The organism is Mycobacterium sp. 94-17, from assembly GCF_035617725.1.
In the GTDB taxonomy this organism is placed as follows: domain Bacteria; phylum Actinomycetota; class Actinomycetes; order Mycobacteriales; family Mycobacteriaceae; genus Mycobacterium.
The window spans coordinates 225,738-242,182 of record NZ_JAPIYN010000002.1; the positions used below are offsets into that span (position 1 = coordinate 225,738).

16 protein-coding genes are annotated in these 16,445 nt (G+C 70.7%); 12 read left to right on the forward strand and 4 right to left on the reverse strand.

The genetic code is table 11. The features are described from left to right. Nucleotides 1-3 precede the first annotated feature (3 nt). The 5 genes from rpsK (at nt 4) to truA (ending at nt 3,760) form a co-directional block, all read left to right on the forward strand. On the forward strand, nt 4-420 hold the full coding sequence (gene rpsK / locus OQ789_RS04000) for a 30S ribosomal protein S11 (RefSeq protein ID WP_324683671.1): 417 nt from the start codon (nt 4-6) through the stop codon (nt 418-420). Nucleotides 421-429: 9 nt separating this feature from the next. Continuing rightward, nucleotides 430-1,035, forward strand: coding sequence for a 30S ribosomal protein S4 (rpsD, locus tag OQ789_RS04005; protein ID WP_324683673.1), 606 nt, complete (start codon nt 430-432; stop codon nt 1,033-1,035). Between the two features lie 77 nt (nt 1,036-1,112). Continuing rightward, entirely contained in the window at nt 1,113-2,156 is a 1,044-nt protein-coding gene (locus OQ789_RS04010; protein WP_324683674.1) for a DNA-directed RNA polymerase subunit alpha, read from the forward strand. Between the two features lie 118 nt (nt 2,157-2,274). Then, nucleotides 2,275-2,922, forward strand: a complete 648-nt coding sequence (rplQ, locus tag OQ789_RS04015) for a 50S ribosomal protein L17 (RefSeq protein WP_324683675.1) — start codon at nt 2,275-2,277, stop codon at nt 2,920-2,922. Between the two features lie 13 nt (nt 2,923-2,935). Continuing rightward, the gene (gene truA / locus OQ789_RS04020) at nt 2,936-3,760 is read left to right on the forward strand and encodes a tRNA pseudouridine(38-40) synthase TruA (protein WP_324683846.1); all 825 of its coding nucleotides are present in this window, start codon (nt 2,936-2,938) and stop codon (nt 3,758-3,760) included. Here truA and OQ789_RS04025 read toward each other — a convergent pair. Together OQ789_RS04025 and OQ789_RS04030 are read right to left on the reverse strand one after the other, a co-directional pair. Then, a complete protein-coding gene (locus OQ789_RS04025; protein WP_324683848.1) occupies nt 3,757-4,377 on the reverse strand; it encodes a cutinase family protein in 621 nt (206 codons plus the stop codon). The two genes, truA and OQ789_RS04025, sit on opposite strands and share 4 nt — an antisense overlap. A gap of 57 nt (nt 4,378-4,434) precedes the next feature. Beyond that, the gene (locus OQ789_RS04030; protein ID WP_420716030.1) at nt 4,435-5,334 is read right to left on the reverse strand and encodes a cutinase family protein; all 900 of its coding nucleotides are present in this window, start codon (nt 5,332-5,334) and stop codon (nt 4,435-4,437) included. Between the two features lie 121 nt (nt 5,335-5,455). On the opposite strand from OQ789_RS04030, the gene eccB reads away from it, so the two are divergent. Beyond that, a complete protein-coding gene (gene eccB / locus OQ789_RS04035) occupies nt 5,456-6,820 on the forward strand; it encodes a type VII secretion protein EccB (protein ID WP_324683676.1) in 1,365 nt (454 codons plus the stop codon). Here the strand turns inward: eccB and mycP are convergent. After that, nucleotides 6,791-8,107: a type VII secretion-associated serine protease mycosin gene (gene mycP, locus OQ789_RS04040; protein ID WP_420716031.1), complete on the reverse strand. Its 1,317-nt coding sequence runs from the start codon at nt 8,105-8,107 to the stop codon at nt 6,791-6,793. The genes eccB and mycP overlap by 30 nt on opposite strands. Then, nucleotides 8,104-9,471 (reverse strand): type VII secretion integral membrane protein EccD, encoded by a 1,368-nt coding sequence (gene eccD / locus OQ789_RS04045; protein WP_324683677.1) that lies wholly within the window; start codon nt 9,469-9,471, stop codon nt 8,104-8,106. Before eccD ends, mycP begins: the two co-directional genes overlap by 4 nt. Before the next feature lie 128 nt (nt 9,472-9,599). Between eccD and eccCa the strand changes: the two genes are divergently transcribed. The 6 genes from eccCa to rpsI all read left to right on the forward strand — a co-directional run bounded on the left by eccCa (nt 9,600) and on the right by rpsI (nt 16,390). Continuing rightward, nucleotides 9,600-13,277, forward strand: coding sequence for a type VII secretion protein EccCa (gene eccCa / locus OQ789_RS04050; RefSeq protein ID WP_324683679.1), 3,678 nt, complete (start codon nt 9,600-9,602; stop codon nt 13,275-13,277). Then, nucleotides 13,274-14,509 (forward strand): type VII secretion-associated protein, encoded by a 1,236-nt coding sequence (locus OQ789_RS04055; RefSeq protein ID WP_324683680.1) that lies wholly within the window; start codon nt 13,274-13,276, stop codon nt 14,507-14,509. Before eccCa ends, OQ789_RS04055 begins: the two co-directional genes overlap by 4 nt. 43 nt (nt 14,510-14,552) lie before the next feature. Next, a complete protein-coding gene (locus OQ789_RS04060; RefSeq protein ID WP_324683681.1) occupies nt 14,553-14,870 on the forward strand; it encodes a WXG100 family type VII secretion target in 318 nt (105 codons plus the stop codon). A 14-nt stretch (nt 14,871-14,884) separates the two neighbouring features. Beyond that, on the forward strand, nt 14,885-15,181 hold the full coding sequence (locus tag OQ789_RS04065; RefSeq protein ID WP_324683682.1) for a WXG100 family type VII secretion target: 297 nt from the start codon (nt 14,885-14,887) through the stop codon (nt 15,179-15,181). A 247-nt stretch (nt 15,182-15,428) separates the two neighbouring features. Beyond that, nucleotides 15,429-15,872, forward strand: a complete 444-nt coding sequence (gene rplM / locus OQ789_RS04070; RefSeq protein WP_324683684.1) for a 50S ribosomal protein L13 — start codon at nt 15,429-15,431, stop codon at nt 15,870-15,872. A 62-nt stretch (nt 15,873-15,934) separates the two neighbouring features. Continuing rightward, a complete protein-coding gene (gene rpsI, locus OQ789_RS04075) occupies nt 15,935-16,390 on the forward strand; it encodes a 30S ribosomal protein S9 (protein ID WP_420716038.1) in 456 nt (151 codons plus the stop codon). Nucleotides 16,391-16,445 lie beyond the last annotated feature (55 nt).

A 16,445-nucleotide genomic window follows, 5' to 3' on the forward strand; every position in this document is an offset into this window, starting at 1 on the left:
GTCATGCCACCAGCCAAGAAGGCAAGCCCTGCCGCCAAGAAGGGGCAGAAGACCCGTCGCCGGGAAAAGAAGAACGTCCCGCACGGCGCGGCCCATATCAAGAGCACCTTCAACAACACGATCGTGACGATCACCGACCCGCAGGGCAACGTCATCGCCTGGGCGTCGTCGGGACACGTCGGGTTCAAGGGCTCGCGGAAGTCGACGCCGTTCGCCGCGCAGCTGGCCGCCGAGAACGCGGCCCGCAAGGCGCAGGAGCACGGTGTGAAGAAGGTCGACGTGTTCGTGAAGGGCCCCGGTTCGGGCCGCGAGACGGCGATCCGGTCGCTGCAGGCCGCCGGCCTGGAGGTCGGCGCGATCTCCGACGTCACCCCCCAGCCGCACAACGGCGTCCGCCCCCCGAAGCGCAGAAGGGTCTAGGAGATACTCATGGCTCGTTACACCGGACCCGTCACCCGCAAGTCGCGCCGGCTGCGCACCGACCTCGTCGGCGGCGACCAGGCGTTCGAGAAGCGCCCCTACCCGCCCGGCCAGCACGGCCGGGCACGGATCAAGGAAAGCGAATACCTGCTGCAGCTGCAGGAGAAGCAGAAGGCCCGCTTCACCTACGGCGTGATGGAAAAGCAGTTCCGTCGTTACTACGAAGAGGCCGTGCGCCAGCCCGGCAAGACGGGTGAGGAGCTGTTGCGCATCCTGGAAAGCCGGCTGGACAACGTCGTGTACCGCGCCGGCCTGGCGCGCACCCGGCGGATGGCGCGTCAGCTGGTCAGCCACGGCCACTTCAGCGTCAACGGCGTGCACGTCAACGTCCCCAGCTACCGGGTGTCGCAGTACGACATCATCGACGTGCGGGACGGCTCGCTGAACACCGTGCCGTTCCAGATCGCGCGGGAGACGGCGGGCGACCGCCCCATCCCGGGCTGGCTGCAGGTGGTGGGGGAGCGTCAGCGCATCCTCGTCCACCAGCTGCCCGACCGGGCGCAGATCGACGTGCCGCTCACCGAGCAGCTCATCGTCGAGTTCTACTCGAAGTAAAGACCCCCTGCGCTGAACCCGGCGCAGGTCTTAACGGCATCAAATAGCGGGTGCCGAGAAGGAGATAGAGAAACACCATGCTGATCTCTCAGCGACCCACGTTGTCGGAGGAAGTCCTCAACGACAGCCGCTCGCAGTTCGTCATCGAGCCGCTGGAGCCGGGATTCGGTTACACCCTGGGCAATTCGTTGCGCCGGACGCTGCTGTCCTCGATCCCGGGCGCGGCCGTCACCAGCATCCGCATCGACGGCGTGCTGCACGAGTTCACCACCGTGCCGGGCGTCAAGGAAGACGTCACCGCGATCATCTTGAACCTCAAGAGCCTGGTGGTGTCCTCCGAGGAGGACGAGCCGGTCACCATGTACCTGCGCAAGCAGGGCCCGGGCGAGGTCACCGCCGGTGACATCGTGCCGCCCGCCGGTGTCACCGTGCACAACCCCGACCTGCACATCGCGACGCTGAACGACAAGGGCAAGCTCGAGGTCGAGCTGGTCGTCGAGCGCGGCCGTGGCTACGTGCCTGCCGTGCAGAACCGCGCCTCGGGTGCCGAAATCGGCCGTATCCCAGTCGATTCCATCTACTCGCCGGTGCTCAAGGTCACCTACAAGGTGGACGCCACTCGTGTCGAGCAGCGCACCGACTTCGACAAGCTGATCCTGGACGTCGAGACCAAGAGCTCCATCAATCCCCGTGACGCGCTGGCGTCGGCGGGCAAGACCCTGGTCGAATTGTTCGGCCTGGCACGTGAACTCAACGTCGAGGCCGAGGGCATCGAGATCGGGCCGTCGCCGGCCGAGGCCGACCACATCGCGTCGTTCGCCCTGCCGATCGACGACCTGGACCTGACGGTGCGCTCCTACAACTGCCTCAAGCGCGAGGGTGTGCACACCGTCGGCGAGCTGGTCAGCCGCACCGAGTCCGACCTGCTCGACATCCGCAACTTCGGTCAGAAGTCCATCGACGAGGTGAAGGTCAAGCTGCACCAGCTGGGCCTGTCGCTCAAGGACAGCCCGCCGAGCTTCGACCCGTCGCAGGTCGCGGGTTACGACGTCGCCACCGGAACCTGGTCCAGCGAGGCGTCCTACGACGACCAGGACTACGCGGAAACCGAACAGCTCTAACGGCCGTCCGGTGACGATGCGGCCGTGCAGCGGCCGCAGAGGAACCGGACACAACTGACGAAGGTCCGTCCCGGCCCTACCTGATACGGGGGCCGGCCCCCGATGAGGAGATAGCGCAATGCCCAAGCCCACCAAGGGCCCCCGCCTCGGCGGGTCGTCTTCGCACCAGAAGGCCCTGCTGGCCAACCTGGCCACGTCGCTGTTCGAGCACGGCCGGATCAAGACGACCGAGCCCAAGGCGCGTGCGTTGCGGCCGTACGCAGAAAAGCTGATCACGCACGCGAAGAAGGGCACGCTGCACAACCGCCGGGAGGTGCTGAAGAAGATCCGCGACAAGGACGTGGTGCACGCCCTGTTCGAGGAGATCGGCCCGTTCTTCGCCGACCGCAACGGCGGCTACACCCGCATCATCAAGGTCGAGCCGCGCAAGGGCGACAACGCGCCCATGGCCGTGATCGAGCTGGTGCGGGAGAAGACGGTGACGTCGGAGGCCGACCGGGCCCGCCGGGTGAAGGCGTCCAAGAAGGGTGCCGAGGCCGGCCAAGCGCCGGTTGCGGCGGCGGCGGCGCCGCAGGCGGCCGTCGAGCCGCAGGAGGCCGTCGGCCCGACGGTCGAGGAGATCGAGACTGGGACCGAGGCCGAGGTCGGGTCCGACGCCGAGCCGACCCAGGCTCAGGCCGAGGCCGAGGAAAAGGCCGACAAGGCCGTGGCAGCGAGGGCCGAAGCCGAAGCCGCCGAGGCGAAAGACGAGGCGGACGAGAGTTAGTGAGCAGGTCCGTCTGCGGCTCGACATCGCCTACGACGGAACGGGTTTTGCGGGCTGGGCCGCTCAGGCCGGCCAGCGAACCGTGGCCGGAATTCTCGACGAGGCACTGACGACGGTCTTCCGCACGCCGGTGCGGCTGCGCGCGGCGGGCCGCACCGACGCCGGCGTCCACGCCACCGGGCAGGTTGCCCACGTCGACGTCCCACTGGACGCCCTGCCGAATGCCTATCCGCGGGCGCCCCACGTCGGCGAGCCCGAATTCCTGCCGCTGCTGCGCCGGCTCGGCCGGTTTTTGCCCACCGATGTCCGCGTCGTCGATATCACCCGCGCCCCCGCGGGTTTCGACGCCCGGTTCTCGGCGCTGCGCCGTCACTACGTGTACCGGCTCTCCACCGCACCCTGGGGTGTGCAGCCGCTGCAGGCGCGCTACGTCACCGCGTGGCCGCGCCCGCTGGACGTCGATGCGATGGCCACCGCGTCGCGAGACCTGCTGGGATTGCACGATTTTGCCGCGTTCTGCCGTCATCGTGAGAACGCCACCACCATCCGCGACCTGCAGCGCCTGGAGTGGACGCGCGACGGCGACCTGATCACCGCGCAGGTCAGCGCCGATGCGTTCTGTTGGTCGATGGTGCGCTCGCTGGTCGGTGCGCTGCTGGCCGTCGGCGAACATCGCCGGTCCGTCTACTATTGCCGCGAATTGCTCAGCGTCACAGCACGATCCAGTGATTTTGCCGCAGCGCCCGCCCATGGCTTGACGCTGGTCGGTGTCGACTACCCGCCCGACGGCCAGCTGGCCGCGCGAAACCTGATCACCCGGGACGTGCGCTCGCGCTAGACCCTTGCCGCGGCGAATCGTGCGGCCTGGTTGGTCAATCCGGGCACGTAGCCCAGGTGTGAGCTCCACTGCATGCCGCCCGAGCAGATCGGGTCGCCCGGGTTACACAGGTCGATGGTCTTGCTCTCGAAGTTCGGGGACAGGGCGCTCATCAGTTGGCCCGCCCGGCCGGACGGATTGCCGAACAGGGCGACCGCGGCGACGTGATCCGCGACCGCGGGCGGCAGCGGCTGGCGATAGCCCAGGCCGGAAACCGGTGCGGCCGTGACGATATCGACGACGGCGGCGCCCTGCGAGTACCCGCCCAATACCAGCTTGGTGGCGGGGCAGTTGGCGGCCATCTGCTGAAGGTGGGTGCTGGCGTCGTTGGCGCCGTTCGTGGCGGCCAGGAAGTCTTTGTTGGCGGGGTAGTTGACCCCATACGCGCCAACGCTTTTGCGGGTCTGCTGGCGCAGCGAGCTGACGAAGGCACCGCCCACCTTGCCGACACCGGGCGGCTCGTCGGTGCCCCGGGCAAAGACCACTTCAACGCCGGGGCACGCTGCCGATGCGTGCGGAACCAATTGGGGGGCAACCAGTAACGCGGCCGTCGCACCTATTCCGATTCCCAGCCCCAGGGGGATAAGCCTCACACAGCGATGTTACGGGGGCGTTGATAACCCGACGGTAACGATTTAGACGAGAGGTGCTTGCGGTGAGTCCGTAGCGGGACCGGGCAGCGACGGCCCGGGCGCTGTTCCGGTACCGCCATTGATCGACGGGCCCGACCCCGGTGGATTCTGCCCGTACACCGGTGACTGCGGCCCATATCCCGGCGTCGAGGGCCCATAACCGGGCGTCGACGGGCCGTAGCCGGGTGTGGTCGACGGGCCGTAGCCGGCCAGCTTCTGCGCGACGAACTGCGCCGCCTGGGTGGTGTAGACGGGGACGTAGCCCTCGGTGTGCCCGCTCCACTCGTTGCCGGGTCCGGCGTGGCAGATCGGGTCGTTGGGGTTGCAGTAGTCGGCGGCCTTGGAGCCCAGCATCGCACTCTGGCTGGGTAGTGTGCCGCCGGCGCGGTCCGCCACATCACCGAAGGTCACGACGGCGGCGATGTTGTTGGCGTACTGCTGCGGCAGCTTGCTACCCCAGCTGACGCCGCCGATCGGGACGCCGGCCACGATGTCCATCACCGACGCGCCCTGTGAGTAGCCGCCCAGCACGATCTTGGTATTCGGGCACTTCTCCACGCTCTTCTTGACGCGATCGATGGTGTCGTTGGCGCCGTCGCCGCCGTGCAGCTGCAGCTTGCTGGCGGCGTAGTTCACCCCGTAGGGCAGGATGTTGAGCCCGGTCTGCTGGCGCAGCGAGTCGACGAAGGCGTCGCCGACGCGGCCCAGGCCCGGGGGCTCGTTGGTTCCGCGAGCGAAGATGACCTCGACGTCCGGGCAGTCGTCGGCCGAGGCCTTCGGCATCGCGACGGGGGTGGCGAGCGGGACGGCAGCCATGACCAGGGCAGAAGCACTGAGGCCGATCAGCCGGCCTGCTGACCGCGCGGTGCCCGCCCGACGGGTACGTACACGGTGAGTTTTCACCGGGCAATTTTACCCAGATTGTGATGTGTTGAAACTCCCTCGACCTGTGGATAACCGCTCAGACGGCGCGAAATGGCGGCTTACGGTGGCCGGTGAGCCCATCGCAGAGTCAGGAGATCAGGTGCCGCGTCAGCCGCCCGTGTGGCTGCACGTCAGCGCGTACCGGTATTTGCTGCGTCGCGTCGAAGGGGCCCTGCTGGGCGGGGAGGCCCGGCCGCGTACGCATTCGGCATCGCTGATGTTCGGCTGCGTGATCACCGCTGTCGCCGTGGCCGGCTGCGCGCTGATCGCCGTGCTGCGGCCCCATGTGGCGCTGGATCGTGAGCAGATCGTGGTGAGCCGCGAGTCCGGGGCCCTGTTCGTTCGGGTGGGCGACGTCTGGCACCCGGTGCTCAACCTGGCCTCGGCCCGGCTCATCGTGGCGACGGCCGCCGACCCGCAGCCGGTCACCGAATCCGACCTCGGCACCACCAAACGCGGCCCGCTGCTGGGCATTCCGGGCGCGCCGCAGTTTCTCGGCCGGCCGCTGTCTGCGGGGGATATGGGTTGGTCGATATGCGCTAGCTCCGGCGCCAGCACCACGACGGTCATCATCGGCCGCCGCTCCGAGGCGCCGGCGGTGCACCGCGTGCCCGCCGGGCAGGCGATGCTGGTGGCCCTGGCGTCCGGGTCGCCGGCCTACCTGCTCTACGACGGACACCGGGCGATGGTGGACCTCGACGACGCCGCCGCCGTCCGCGCGCTGCGCCTCGAGGAGCGTACGCCGTTGCACGTCCCGCAGGCATTGCTGAATGCGGTGCCGGAGGCGCCGCCGATCGCGCCGCCTCGCATCCACGGTCGCGGCGCCGCGGCGCCCCGACTGCCGGGGTTCCCGGTCGGCAGTGTGCTTCGCATCACACGCGCCGATGGCGACGAGTACTACGCGGTCCTGGCCACGGGCGTGCAGCGCATCGGCCAGGTGGCGGCCGACCTGCTGCGCCTGCACAACCCGCAGGGCACGGTCAACCCCGTCAGCGTCGCGCCCGACGCGATCCGGGCCGCTCCCGTCGTCGCCGAGCTGCCCGTCACGCATTTTCCCGACCGCCCGCCCACGCTCGCGGAGCCGGCCGGCGCCTGGTGTGTGAGCTGGCCGGAGGCGCGATCCGGCCAGGGCGGCGTCGCGTTGCTGGCCGAAAGCCAGCTCCCGGTTCCGCCGGGACGGGCGCCGGTGGCACTGGCGCAGGCCGACGGCCCCGGGCCCGCGTTGGACGCCGTCTACGTGCCGCCCGGGGCGAGCGCCTATGTGCGGGCCGACGCGGGCGCAGGTACGCGGTACCTGATCACCGACACCGGAGTGCGGTTCGCCATCCACGACGACGACGCCGCGCGCGACCTCGGTCTCGCCGACGCGGCTCCGGCGCCGTGGCCGCTTCTCACCCTGCTGCCGGCCGGACCCGAGCTGAGTCGACAGCACGCATCAGTCGCGCGCGACGCGGTCTCGCCGTAGCCGGCCTCTGATGGCGCCGGCCGCCAGAGCGACGGCCAGCGCGCCGACGCAGATCGCGGCACCGCGCAGCGCGGTGTCCCGTGCCCGGGAGTCGCGCGGTGGGATAGGCGGCGACAAGGCGATCGCCACGGCCGCCTGCGACGGGCCGGGACCGTCGGGGCCGTTGCCCGCAGGGTCGGCGCCGCTGCTGACCGCGGCGAGCGGGTCGATGGTGCCGTTGCCGACGAGGGGATCCCACCCGGCGGGCGGATGATGCGCCGTCGTCTCGATGCGCTGCATCACCTGACGGGCGGTCAACGCCGGAAAGCGGGACCGGATCAGCGCGGCCAGCCCGCTGACCACCGGGGCGGCATAGCTGGTGCCGGACACCGGCTCCGGCGCGAGTGACGGCACCGCCTCACCCGGCGCCGCCACGTCCACCCACGGTCCCGCCAGGGTGAATGCCGAGGGCGCGCCGGCGGCATTCACCGATCCGACGGTCAGCACGTAGTCGTCGTACCACGCCGGGCTGACGGCGACCGTGACGTTCTGCCAGGTGGCGTCCGTCTTCTGCGGCGGGCACTGTCCCGGGCCGCCGGTATTGCCTGCTGCGGCGACGACGACGGCGTTCTTGACGTCGACGGCGTAGGCCAGTGCCGCGCCCAGCGCGCGGTCGTCGAGCGCCGACGCCGCGGGTGCGCAGGCAACCGAGGAGATGTTGATCACCGATACTCCCGAATCGGCCGCCGTCCGAACGGCTTTCGCCAGGGTGTCGACGTCGCCGACCCCGGTCCGCGAGCGGTCGCCGGCGGGGGCGAACTTCGCGCTGGACTGACGAATGCTGATCAACGTGGCTTCGGGCGCCATCCCGCTGAAGCCGTCGACCTTGGGATCGGGTGTGGCCGCGATGATTCCGGCCACCAGCGTGCCGTGCGCGTCGCAGTCCTGCAGGCCGTCGCCGGTGGACACGTAGTCGCCGCCGGGCACCACGTCGGGCAGCCGAAGGTGTCGGGCGATCCCGGTATCGATGATCGCCACCCGTTGCCCGGCGCCGCGGCTGAGTTGCCAGACGGCCGACAAATCGCCCAGCGCGGTGGTCCGGTTACGGCCCGGTCCCGCGTCGAGCGGCATCGTCGCACAAATCTCGCGTTGGGCGGTCGGCCACGGCGACGCGGGCGGGGCGGGTTTGGGCAACCATTTCTCGTCGACGCCCGGCGGCGAGACGGCTTGCGCCGCCGGCATTCCCAGCGTGACCACCAGTGCCAGAGCCGACACAGCCACCGGGCGGGCAACGCGGGGTCTCGTCACGAAAGGTGCCATCCCCGCGCCGCGGCGTAGAGTCCGCATATCCAGCAGGTCAACGGAACCATCCCGGCCAGCGCCGAAAACTCCAGCAGCCCGGCACCCCGGCGCAGGACCGGCGAGGCGGGACGTGGCAGGCCGGCGAAGGCCAGGCACATCGCCACGGCGACCGCCAGTATCGTTGCCATCGCGACCCAGGGGCCGGGCAGCGGTGCGCGCGTGACCGCGACGCCGAAGGTCGTTGCCGCAACGACGATTCCGCTCGCCGCAAACACCAGCTTTCGTCTCGTGTCGGTCGAGCGGGAGCGCAGCAGCAGCAGCGCGCCGGTGAGCGTGCCGAACGCGACACACGACGGGTGTGGCGCGCCGGCGAGCACGGCGACGACAGCGCCCAACGTGGCCGATGCCGACAGCCCGGCGAGCAGGCTGGTCAACCACCGGTCGGCGCGGACCGCTCGGGTGCTCGCCTCGGCGGGCTCAACCTCTGGCGTTCCCGGTCGGGGCGATAGCCCGGCCAGCGCGATCGCTGCGCGCGCCGCCACCGCGAGCAGCCCGACGGATAGCAGCGCCGCCGCCGAGGCGATGGCGCGCAGCGGCGCCGCGGTGACCAGATCCACCAGCGAGGCGACCGCGACGATGGTCAAGCAGACCACCACCGCCGTCAATGTGGTTACAGCACAGATTGATACGCGCATCGCGATCACCGCGGTGACGCCGGCCACGACCGCGGCCAGCAACACGTTGGGCATGCCCGGCGCGCCGGGCACCGCGGCGAAGCCGGCCACCCCCGCGAACACCGTGGCGATCAGGCTCAGCGCCAGCGCGGCGGTCTGGTCGTGATGGGTGCGGTGCGCGAGGGCCGCAAGCCCGAGGGCCACGGCGCCGGCCGCCGCCAACGCGGCGACGGTCGCGGCGGCATCCCGGGTATGGCCGAGGCTGACCGCATTACGCACGATGCCGAGCGCCCCGGTGACGGCCGTGACGATCGCCGCCGCCACCCCGAGGAGTCTGACCGCGCGCGTATGCAGACCGCTGCGCGGCCCGGTCGCCGCATCGAGAGTGGCCGACACGGCCTGCGCCACCTCGAAAGGGCGGGGAGCGGGCAAGCGCGCTCGGCACCGGGTCAGGAGCAGGACCGAGCCGTCGTCGATGCCGTGCTGCGCGAGTGTCATCGACGGATCCAACCCGGCTGCGCCGGGCAGCGATAACCGGTAGAGCGAGGCCTCGTTGTCGGGGTGCCGGACCCCGAGGATGTCGACTACCGACGGAATAAGCACGGCGACAGGGATTCCGGCGGGCAGGGCGAGGTCGACGGCGGCGGTTCCCCAGTGCACCGAGACGCGTCGCAGCGCCGTATCGGAAGCGGCCAACAGTGATCCCTTCGGTCGGATGGGAAGCAAACATAGCCAGGTCCGCCGGGTGCGGGATCCGGTTGTCCACAGGTGACTTGTCGCCGTTGCGGGCGCTGCTTAACGTCGTCGCACGGGAAGGGGACGAGGTGACCCAGGCTGTCGCGCCGGCGGTACCGCAGCTTCCGGCTGCGGACATCGTTGTCGAGGCGCCGCCGGACCTTCCGGCGCCATCGACGGCGGGCATGCTGCCACGGCTGCTGCCGCTGGGGCTTTCCCTGCTGTGCATGGGCGTCATGGCCGCGGTCTTCACCACCGGGACCGGCGTGGCCCACAGCCCGATGTTCCTGGCGTTCCCGCTGACGATGCTCGTGTCGGCCGCGGTGACGGGGCTGACCGGTCGTGCCCGCGGGCGCGGCGGGGTCGACGCCGACCGTGACGGCTATCTCGAATATCTGCGCGGGCTGGCGGTGGCCGTATCTGAAATAGCTGTGGCGCAGCATCGTTCGGCGATCGCTCGCGATCCCGACCCGGACACCCTATGGACGTTGATCGGCGGTCCGCGGATGTGGGAGCGGCAGCGGGCCGACCCCGATTTCGGGCTCGCCCGGGTGGGGACGGGAAGCCGACCCCTGACCCGGCGCCTGGTCGCGCCGCAGCTTCCGCCGGAGGAGCTGCGCGACCCGGTCACCGACATGGCGCTACGGCAGTTCCTGCAACGGCATTCGACGATCCACGCCCCAGTCACGATCGGCCTGCGGGCGGGCACGCTCGCGACGATCGACGGCGATCCGGGCGCGGCCCGCGGGCTGCTGCGTGCGATCGTCTGCCAACTCGCCGTACTGCATGCACCCGATCGGGTGCTGATCGCGGCCGTCGTCGACGACCGGAATCGCGCCGACTGGGACTGGCTGAAATGGCTTCCGCACAACCAGCATCCGTTGCACATCGATGAGGCCGGCCCGGTGCGGATGGTCTACCCGAGCGCGGCGCAGGCCGCCCATGCCCTTGCCGCCGTGCACGGCCCCGAACTGGTGGTAATCACCGACCTGGCCTCGGGGGCCGATCCGATCAGCGGCGCGACCACGATCGGGGTCGGCGCCGGCCCACCCGGCGCACCGCTGACAATCCGGGCGCCCGCGCAGCCGCCCTCGGACTGGCGCCCCGACCGGCTGGCGCCCATCGACGCGCTGACATGTGCGCGCCGGCTGGCCGGGCACTATCCGCGCACCGCCCGCGCCGGCGGCGCCGCCCCGAATTGGTCGGAGCTGAGCGGGATTTCCGATCCGGACCGCTTCGACCCGGTCGCCGTGTGGCGCCGTCGACCGGGCCGCGACCGATTCCGCGTGCCCATCGGAACCACGGCCGGGGGCGCCCCCCTCGAGCTGGACATCAAAGAGCCGGCCGAAGGTGGCATCGGTCCGCATGGCCTGTGCATCGGCGCGACCGGGTCGGGCAAATCAGAGCTGTTGCGCACCATCGCGCTGGGTATGATGACGCACAACTCGCCGGAGACGCTCAACCTGCTGCTCATCGACTTCAAAGGCGGCGCAGCCTTTCTCGACTACGCACATGCCCCACACGTGGCCGCGGTGATCACCAACCTGGCCGACGACGCGCCGCTGGTGGCGCGGATGCGCGACGCGCTCACCGGTGAGATGAGCCGCCGCCAACACCTGCTGCGGACCGCGGGTTGCGCCGGCGTCGCGGCGTACGGGCGGGCGCGCGGCGTCGCGGCGTTGCCCCCGCTACCCACGCTGTTCATCGTCGTCGACGAATTCTCCGAACTGATCGGCCGGCATCCCGACTTCGCCGACATGTTCGCCGCGATCGGCCGCGTCGGCCGCTCGCTGGGCATGCACCTCCTGCTGGCCAGCCAGCGCCTCGACGAGGGCAGGCTGCGCGGACTGGAGGCTCACCTGTCGTATCGGGTGTGCCTGAAAACGCTGTCCGCCGCCGAATCTCACACCGTGCTGGGAAGTCTGGACGCGTACCTGTTGCCGAGTGCCCCCGGCGCCGGCTTCCTGCGCAGCGGCGGCGGCGAACCGATTCGCTTCCAGGCCGCGTCGGTCTCGGCGCCGCTGCCGATCATCACCCGCGCCGCCACGCACGACGTGGCGGCGCCTGCGGTGCGGCCGTTCGGCACCCGGGTATCGGGCGCGGTCGGCCGCGCCGTCGAGGTGAGCGCGACGCCCGAACGAACCGTCGCGAGCGCCGTGCTGGCCCGGTTGTCCGGCCAGGGACCGCCCGCGCACCGGGTGTGGCTGCCTCCGCTCGGACCTGCGCCGGCGCTGCACACCGTGCTGGCCGACGTCGCGTGCGCGCCGGGCGGCCTGACGGTGCCCATCGGCATTGTTGACCGACCGCTCGACCAGTGCCGGGAGCCGCTGATGGTCGATTTATCTGGCGGCGCGGGGAATCTGGCGGTCGTCGGCGCGCCTCGATCGGGGAAGTCGACGGCGCTGCGCACGCTGATCACGGCCCTGGCTGCCACGCATGGTCCCCGGCAGGTCCAGTTCTACTGCCTCGACTTGGGTGGTGGCGCGCTGGCGGCGGTGCAGTCGCTGCCGCATGTGGGTGCGGTGGCGGGGCGCGCGGAACCGCGGCTGGCGGGTCGGATAGTCGCGGAATGCCAGTCGGTCGTGCGTCGCCGTGAAGTCATGTTCCGCGAGGAGCGCATCGCGTCGATCGCCCAATACCGACAGCGGCGCGGGGACGTCGGCACCTCGAACGATCCGTTCGGTGACGTGTTTCTCGTGATTGACGGGTGGGCAAGCCTGCGCCAGGAATTCGAAGAGCTGGAGGAGTCCGTCACCGCGCTGGCGGCCCAAGGGCTTTCGTACGGCGTGCATGTGGTGTTGTGCGCATCGCGGTGGGCGCAGGTGCGCCCCTCGCTGCGGGACCAGATCGGTATGCGGATCGAGTTGCGGCTGGGCGACCCGGCCGACTCCGAGATCGACCGCAGGGCCGCGCAGCACGTTCCACGCGACAGCCCGGGCCGTGGTCTTTCCCCCGAGGGTCTGCACATGGTGATCGCCCGGCCCGACGCCGAGGTGCCCGCGGGCGAATCGGTTGCTCCGCCGATTCCGCTGCTGCCCGTGCGCGTGGATCGCGAGGCCGTGGTGCGCCGGGTCGGCACAGCGGTGCTGCTCGGTCTGGGCGAGCGCGAATTGCAGCCCGTCACACTTGATTTCGCACATCGTGATCATCTGCTCGTTGTCGGCGACAACGAGTGCGGGAAGACGGCGACGCTACGCACGTTGTGCCGCGAGATCGTCCGCACCGAGACGCCCGCGCAGGCCCGGCTGTTGATCGTCGATTTTCGGCGCGCGCTGCTCGGTGTCGTCGAGTCGGAACATCTCACCGGCTACGCCATGTCGCCGGCCGCGCTGGCCGTGTTGCTGCCGGACCTGCTCGAGGCCCTGCGGGTGCGGATGCCGCCGCCCGACGCCAGCCAGGCCGAGTTGCGCAGTCGCTCCTGGTGGTCGGGACCGGACCTGTATGTCGTCGTCGACGACTACGACCTGGTCAGCGCTCCCACGGGCAATCCGCTGGCGCCGATCGGTGAATTCTTGCCCTACGCGGCCGATCTCGGGTTGCATCTGATCGTCGCCCGCCGCAGCGGCGGCTTCGAGCGCGCGATGTTCGAGCCGATGTTGGCAAGCCTGTGCGACCTCGGTTGCGCCTCACTGGCGATGAGCGGTTGTCCCGCGCCGGGTGCGTCGTTCGGTTCTGTTGCGCCGGTGCGGTTTCCGCCGGGCCGCGGTGTCCTGACCACTCGCGCCGGTGACGGGGAAGTGGTCCAGGTGGCGTGGAGCCCACCGTGAGCGAGCACCCCGCCGTCATCGCGGCCGGCCCCGGCGCGATCCGCCGGTTATGTTGCGCCACAGGCACCGTCGCCGACGGCGAGATGGCCGACGTCGCGCGCGGGGCGCTGGAGGCGATCGACGACCGGGTGGCGTTGGTGGGGGAGCGGCCGGTGGCCGTCGGCGCACTGTGGGAGGCCGCGTTGCGAGCGGCGTCCCGCGGTCACCGCGACGGCACGGTCGTCGTGCATCCGTCGTGGTGGCCGGCGCCGCGCGTGGCCGTGGTGAGCGCGGCCGCTGCGGCCGTCGCAGGCCGGTCGCGGACGCGGTCGTCGCTGCTGAGGCGGGCCTGTAGCGCCGCGCCCGAGGCGACGGCGGTGGTCGAGATCGCCGAGCGGCTGGTGGCGATCACCGGGCGCTGCGTGACGGCGGTGCCGCGCACGGCCGAACCGCGGTCCGTCGCCCGCCACGTCGCAGGCGCCGTCGCGGCGATGACGCCCGACGCTGTGCTGATCGACGGCCCCACCGCCGTCGCCGGTGCGCCCGCGCTGGCCGGGCTGATTGCCGGGGCGGTACGCGCGGATGGACAGAACGTCCCAGACATCTTGGAAATCAACGACATTCGGTTGGCCGGCCTCGCGCGGTCGGCCCACCCCGCGGCCGGCGAGCCACCGCGGGTCGCGGCGGCTACCTGCACCGGACGGACGAGCGGCCGGACGCTGAGCGGGCTCGTCGCGGGCGCGATCGTGGTCGCGGCGGCCGCGCCGGCCGCGCTGACGACCGGGCGGCCCGGTGCGGTGGCGCCGCATCCGGTGGAAACCGCGGCCACCACGTCGTTGGTCGAAGGCCGGGTGGCGCTGACGGTGCCGTCGGCCTGGGCGGCGCAGCGGGTGATCAGCGGACCGGGCTCGGCCCGGGTACAGGTGACGTCGCGGGCGGATCCCGAGCTGGCCTTGCACATCACCCAGTCACCGGTCGCCGGCGAGACGCTGAGCGCCGCCGCCGGGCGGCTGAAGCACGCGATCGACGCCGAGGCCCCCGGGGTGTTCGTCGACTTCAACCCGTCCGGTACCAGCGCCGGCCGGGCGGCGGTGACGTACCGCGAGGTGCGCCCCGGTCATCATGTGCGCTGGACGGTGCTCCTGGACGGCCCGGTGCGGATCAGCATCGGCTGCCAAAGCCGGGCCGGCGACGAAGACGCCGTCCGCGACGCCTGCGACCAGGCCGTGCGATCCGCTCACGCGATCGGATGAGGGTTCGTGGAACCGCAGCACCGCCGCGAGGGTCGTAATGGGTATGGCTGCATCGAACGCACTGAGCACCGACCTCGAAATGATGCGGTCGGTGGCGAACACCACCGACGCCCGCAACGAAGAGATCAGGGCGATGCTGCAGGCATTCGCCGGGCGCATGAACGGTGTGCCGCCGTCGGCGTGGGGCGGGCCGGCCGCCGCGCGCTTCAAAGACGTGATGGATCGCTGGAACGCGGAGTCGGTGCGGCTCTATCACGCGCTGCACACCATCGCCGAGACCATCCGGCACAACGCGGCCATCCTCCAGGAGGCCGGCGAAAACCATGCACAGCAGATCGCCGCCGCCGGCGGGGACCTGTGACGAGGGAGGATCCCGTGGACCACGTGCTTTCCTACAACTTCGGCGAGATCGAACACACCGTTCGTCAGGAGATCCACGCCACGTCGGGCCGCCTCAATGCCGCGCTGGACGAGCTGAGATCGCACATCGCGCCGCTGCGCCAGCTCTGGACCAGCGAAGCGGCCGCGGCCTACCAGGCCGAGCAGCTCACCTGGCACCAATCGGCGACCGCGCTCAACGAGATGCTGGCCGCCCTCGGAAACGCCGTGCGCGCCGGTGCCGACGAGGTCGCCGACGCCGACCGCCGGGCCGCCGGCGCCTGGGCGCGGTAGCGGCCGAAGAGACCACCGCGCGGAGGTAGCCGCGCCGTGAGACCGTGTGGCCCTGGCGGAGGAGAGCCGCCGGGGCCACACCGTCATTTTGACCTGCGGGGATGGTGGTCGGTAAGCTGCTCCGTTGGCGTGCGGAACGCCGGGGCCTCGGGTCAATGTCGGTCGCCGAGACCAAGCCCCGCCGCGATCGCCTGACCGGCCCCCGGTTTCACACCGGGATCCACCTCGAGAAGAGAAGGTAAGCGCTGTGCCTACGTACACGCCAAAGGCGGGTGACACCACGAGGTCGTGGCACGTCATCGACGCCACGGACGTGGTGCTTGGCCGCCTTGCCGTCGCGGCGGCCACCCTGCTGCGCGGCAAGCACAAGCCGACGTTCACCCCCAATGTCGACGGCGGTGACTTCGTCATCGTCATCAACGCCGACAAGGTCGCCTTCAGCGGCCAGAAGCTGGACAAGAAGCTGGCTTACCGCCACTCGGGGTATCCCGGCGGTCTGAGCAGCCGAACCATCCGCGAGCTGATGGACAAGCACCCCGACCGCGTCGTGGAAGACGCGATCGTCGGCATGCTGCCCAAGAACAAGCTGGCCCGGCAGATCTCGCGCAAGCTGCACGTCTACGCCGGTCCGACGCACCCGCACGTCGCACAACAGCCCGTTCCGTACGAGATCAAGCAGGTGGCCCAGTGACCGAAACGACCGAGGCCCCGGAGAACCCGGAAATCCCAGAAGTCGCCGAGACCATCGAGGTCATCGCGGAAGTGACCGAGGCCCCGGTGGAGGCCGCCGAGGCCGCCGCACCCGCCGAGCCCTTCGTGTTCGACCGGCCCATCCAGACGGTCGGGCGCCGCAAGGAGGCCGTGGTGCGGGTGCGCCTGGTGCCCGGCACCGGCAAGTTCAACCTGAACGGCCGCACGCTGGAGGGCTACTTCCCCAACAAGGTGCACCAGCAGCTCATCAAGGCCCCGCTGGTCACCGTCGACCGGGTGGAGAGCTTCGACATCTACGCGCTGCTGCACGGCGGCGGCCCCTCGGGGCAGGCCGGCGCGCTGAGGCTGGGCATCGCCCGGGCGCTCATCCTGGCCCAGCCCGAGGATCGGCCGCCGCTGAAGAAGGCCGGCTTCCTCACCCGTGACCCGCGTGCCACCGAGCGCAAGAAGTACGGCCTGAAGAAGGCCCGCAAGGCGCCTCAGTACAGCAAGCGCTGATCGCCAGTCGCTATCCGGCCACAACTTGGCATCGTGGAGCACAAGTTGTGGCCGG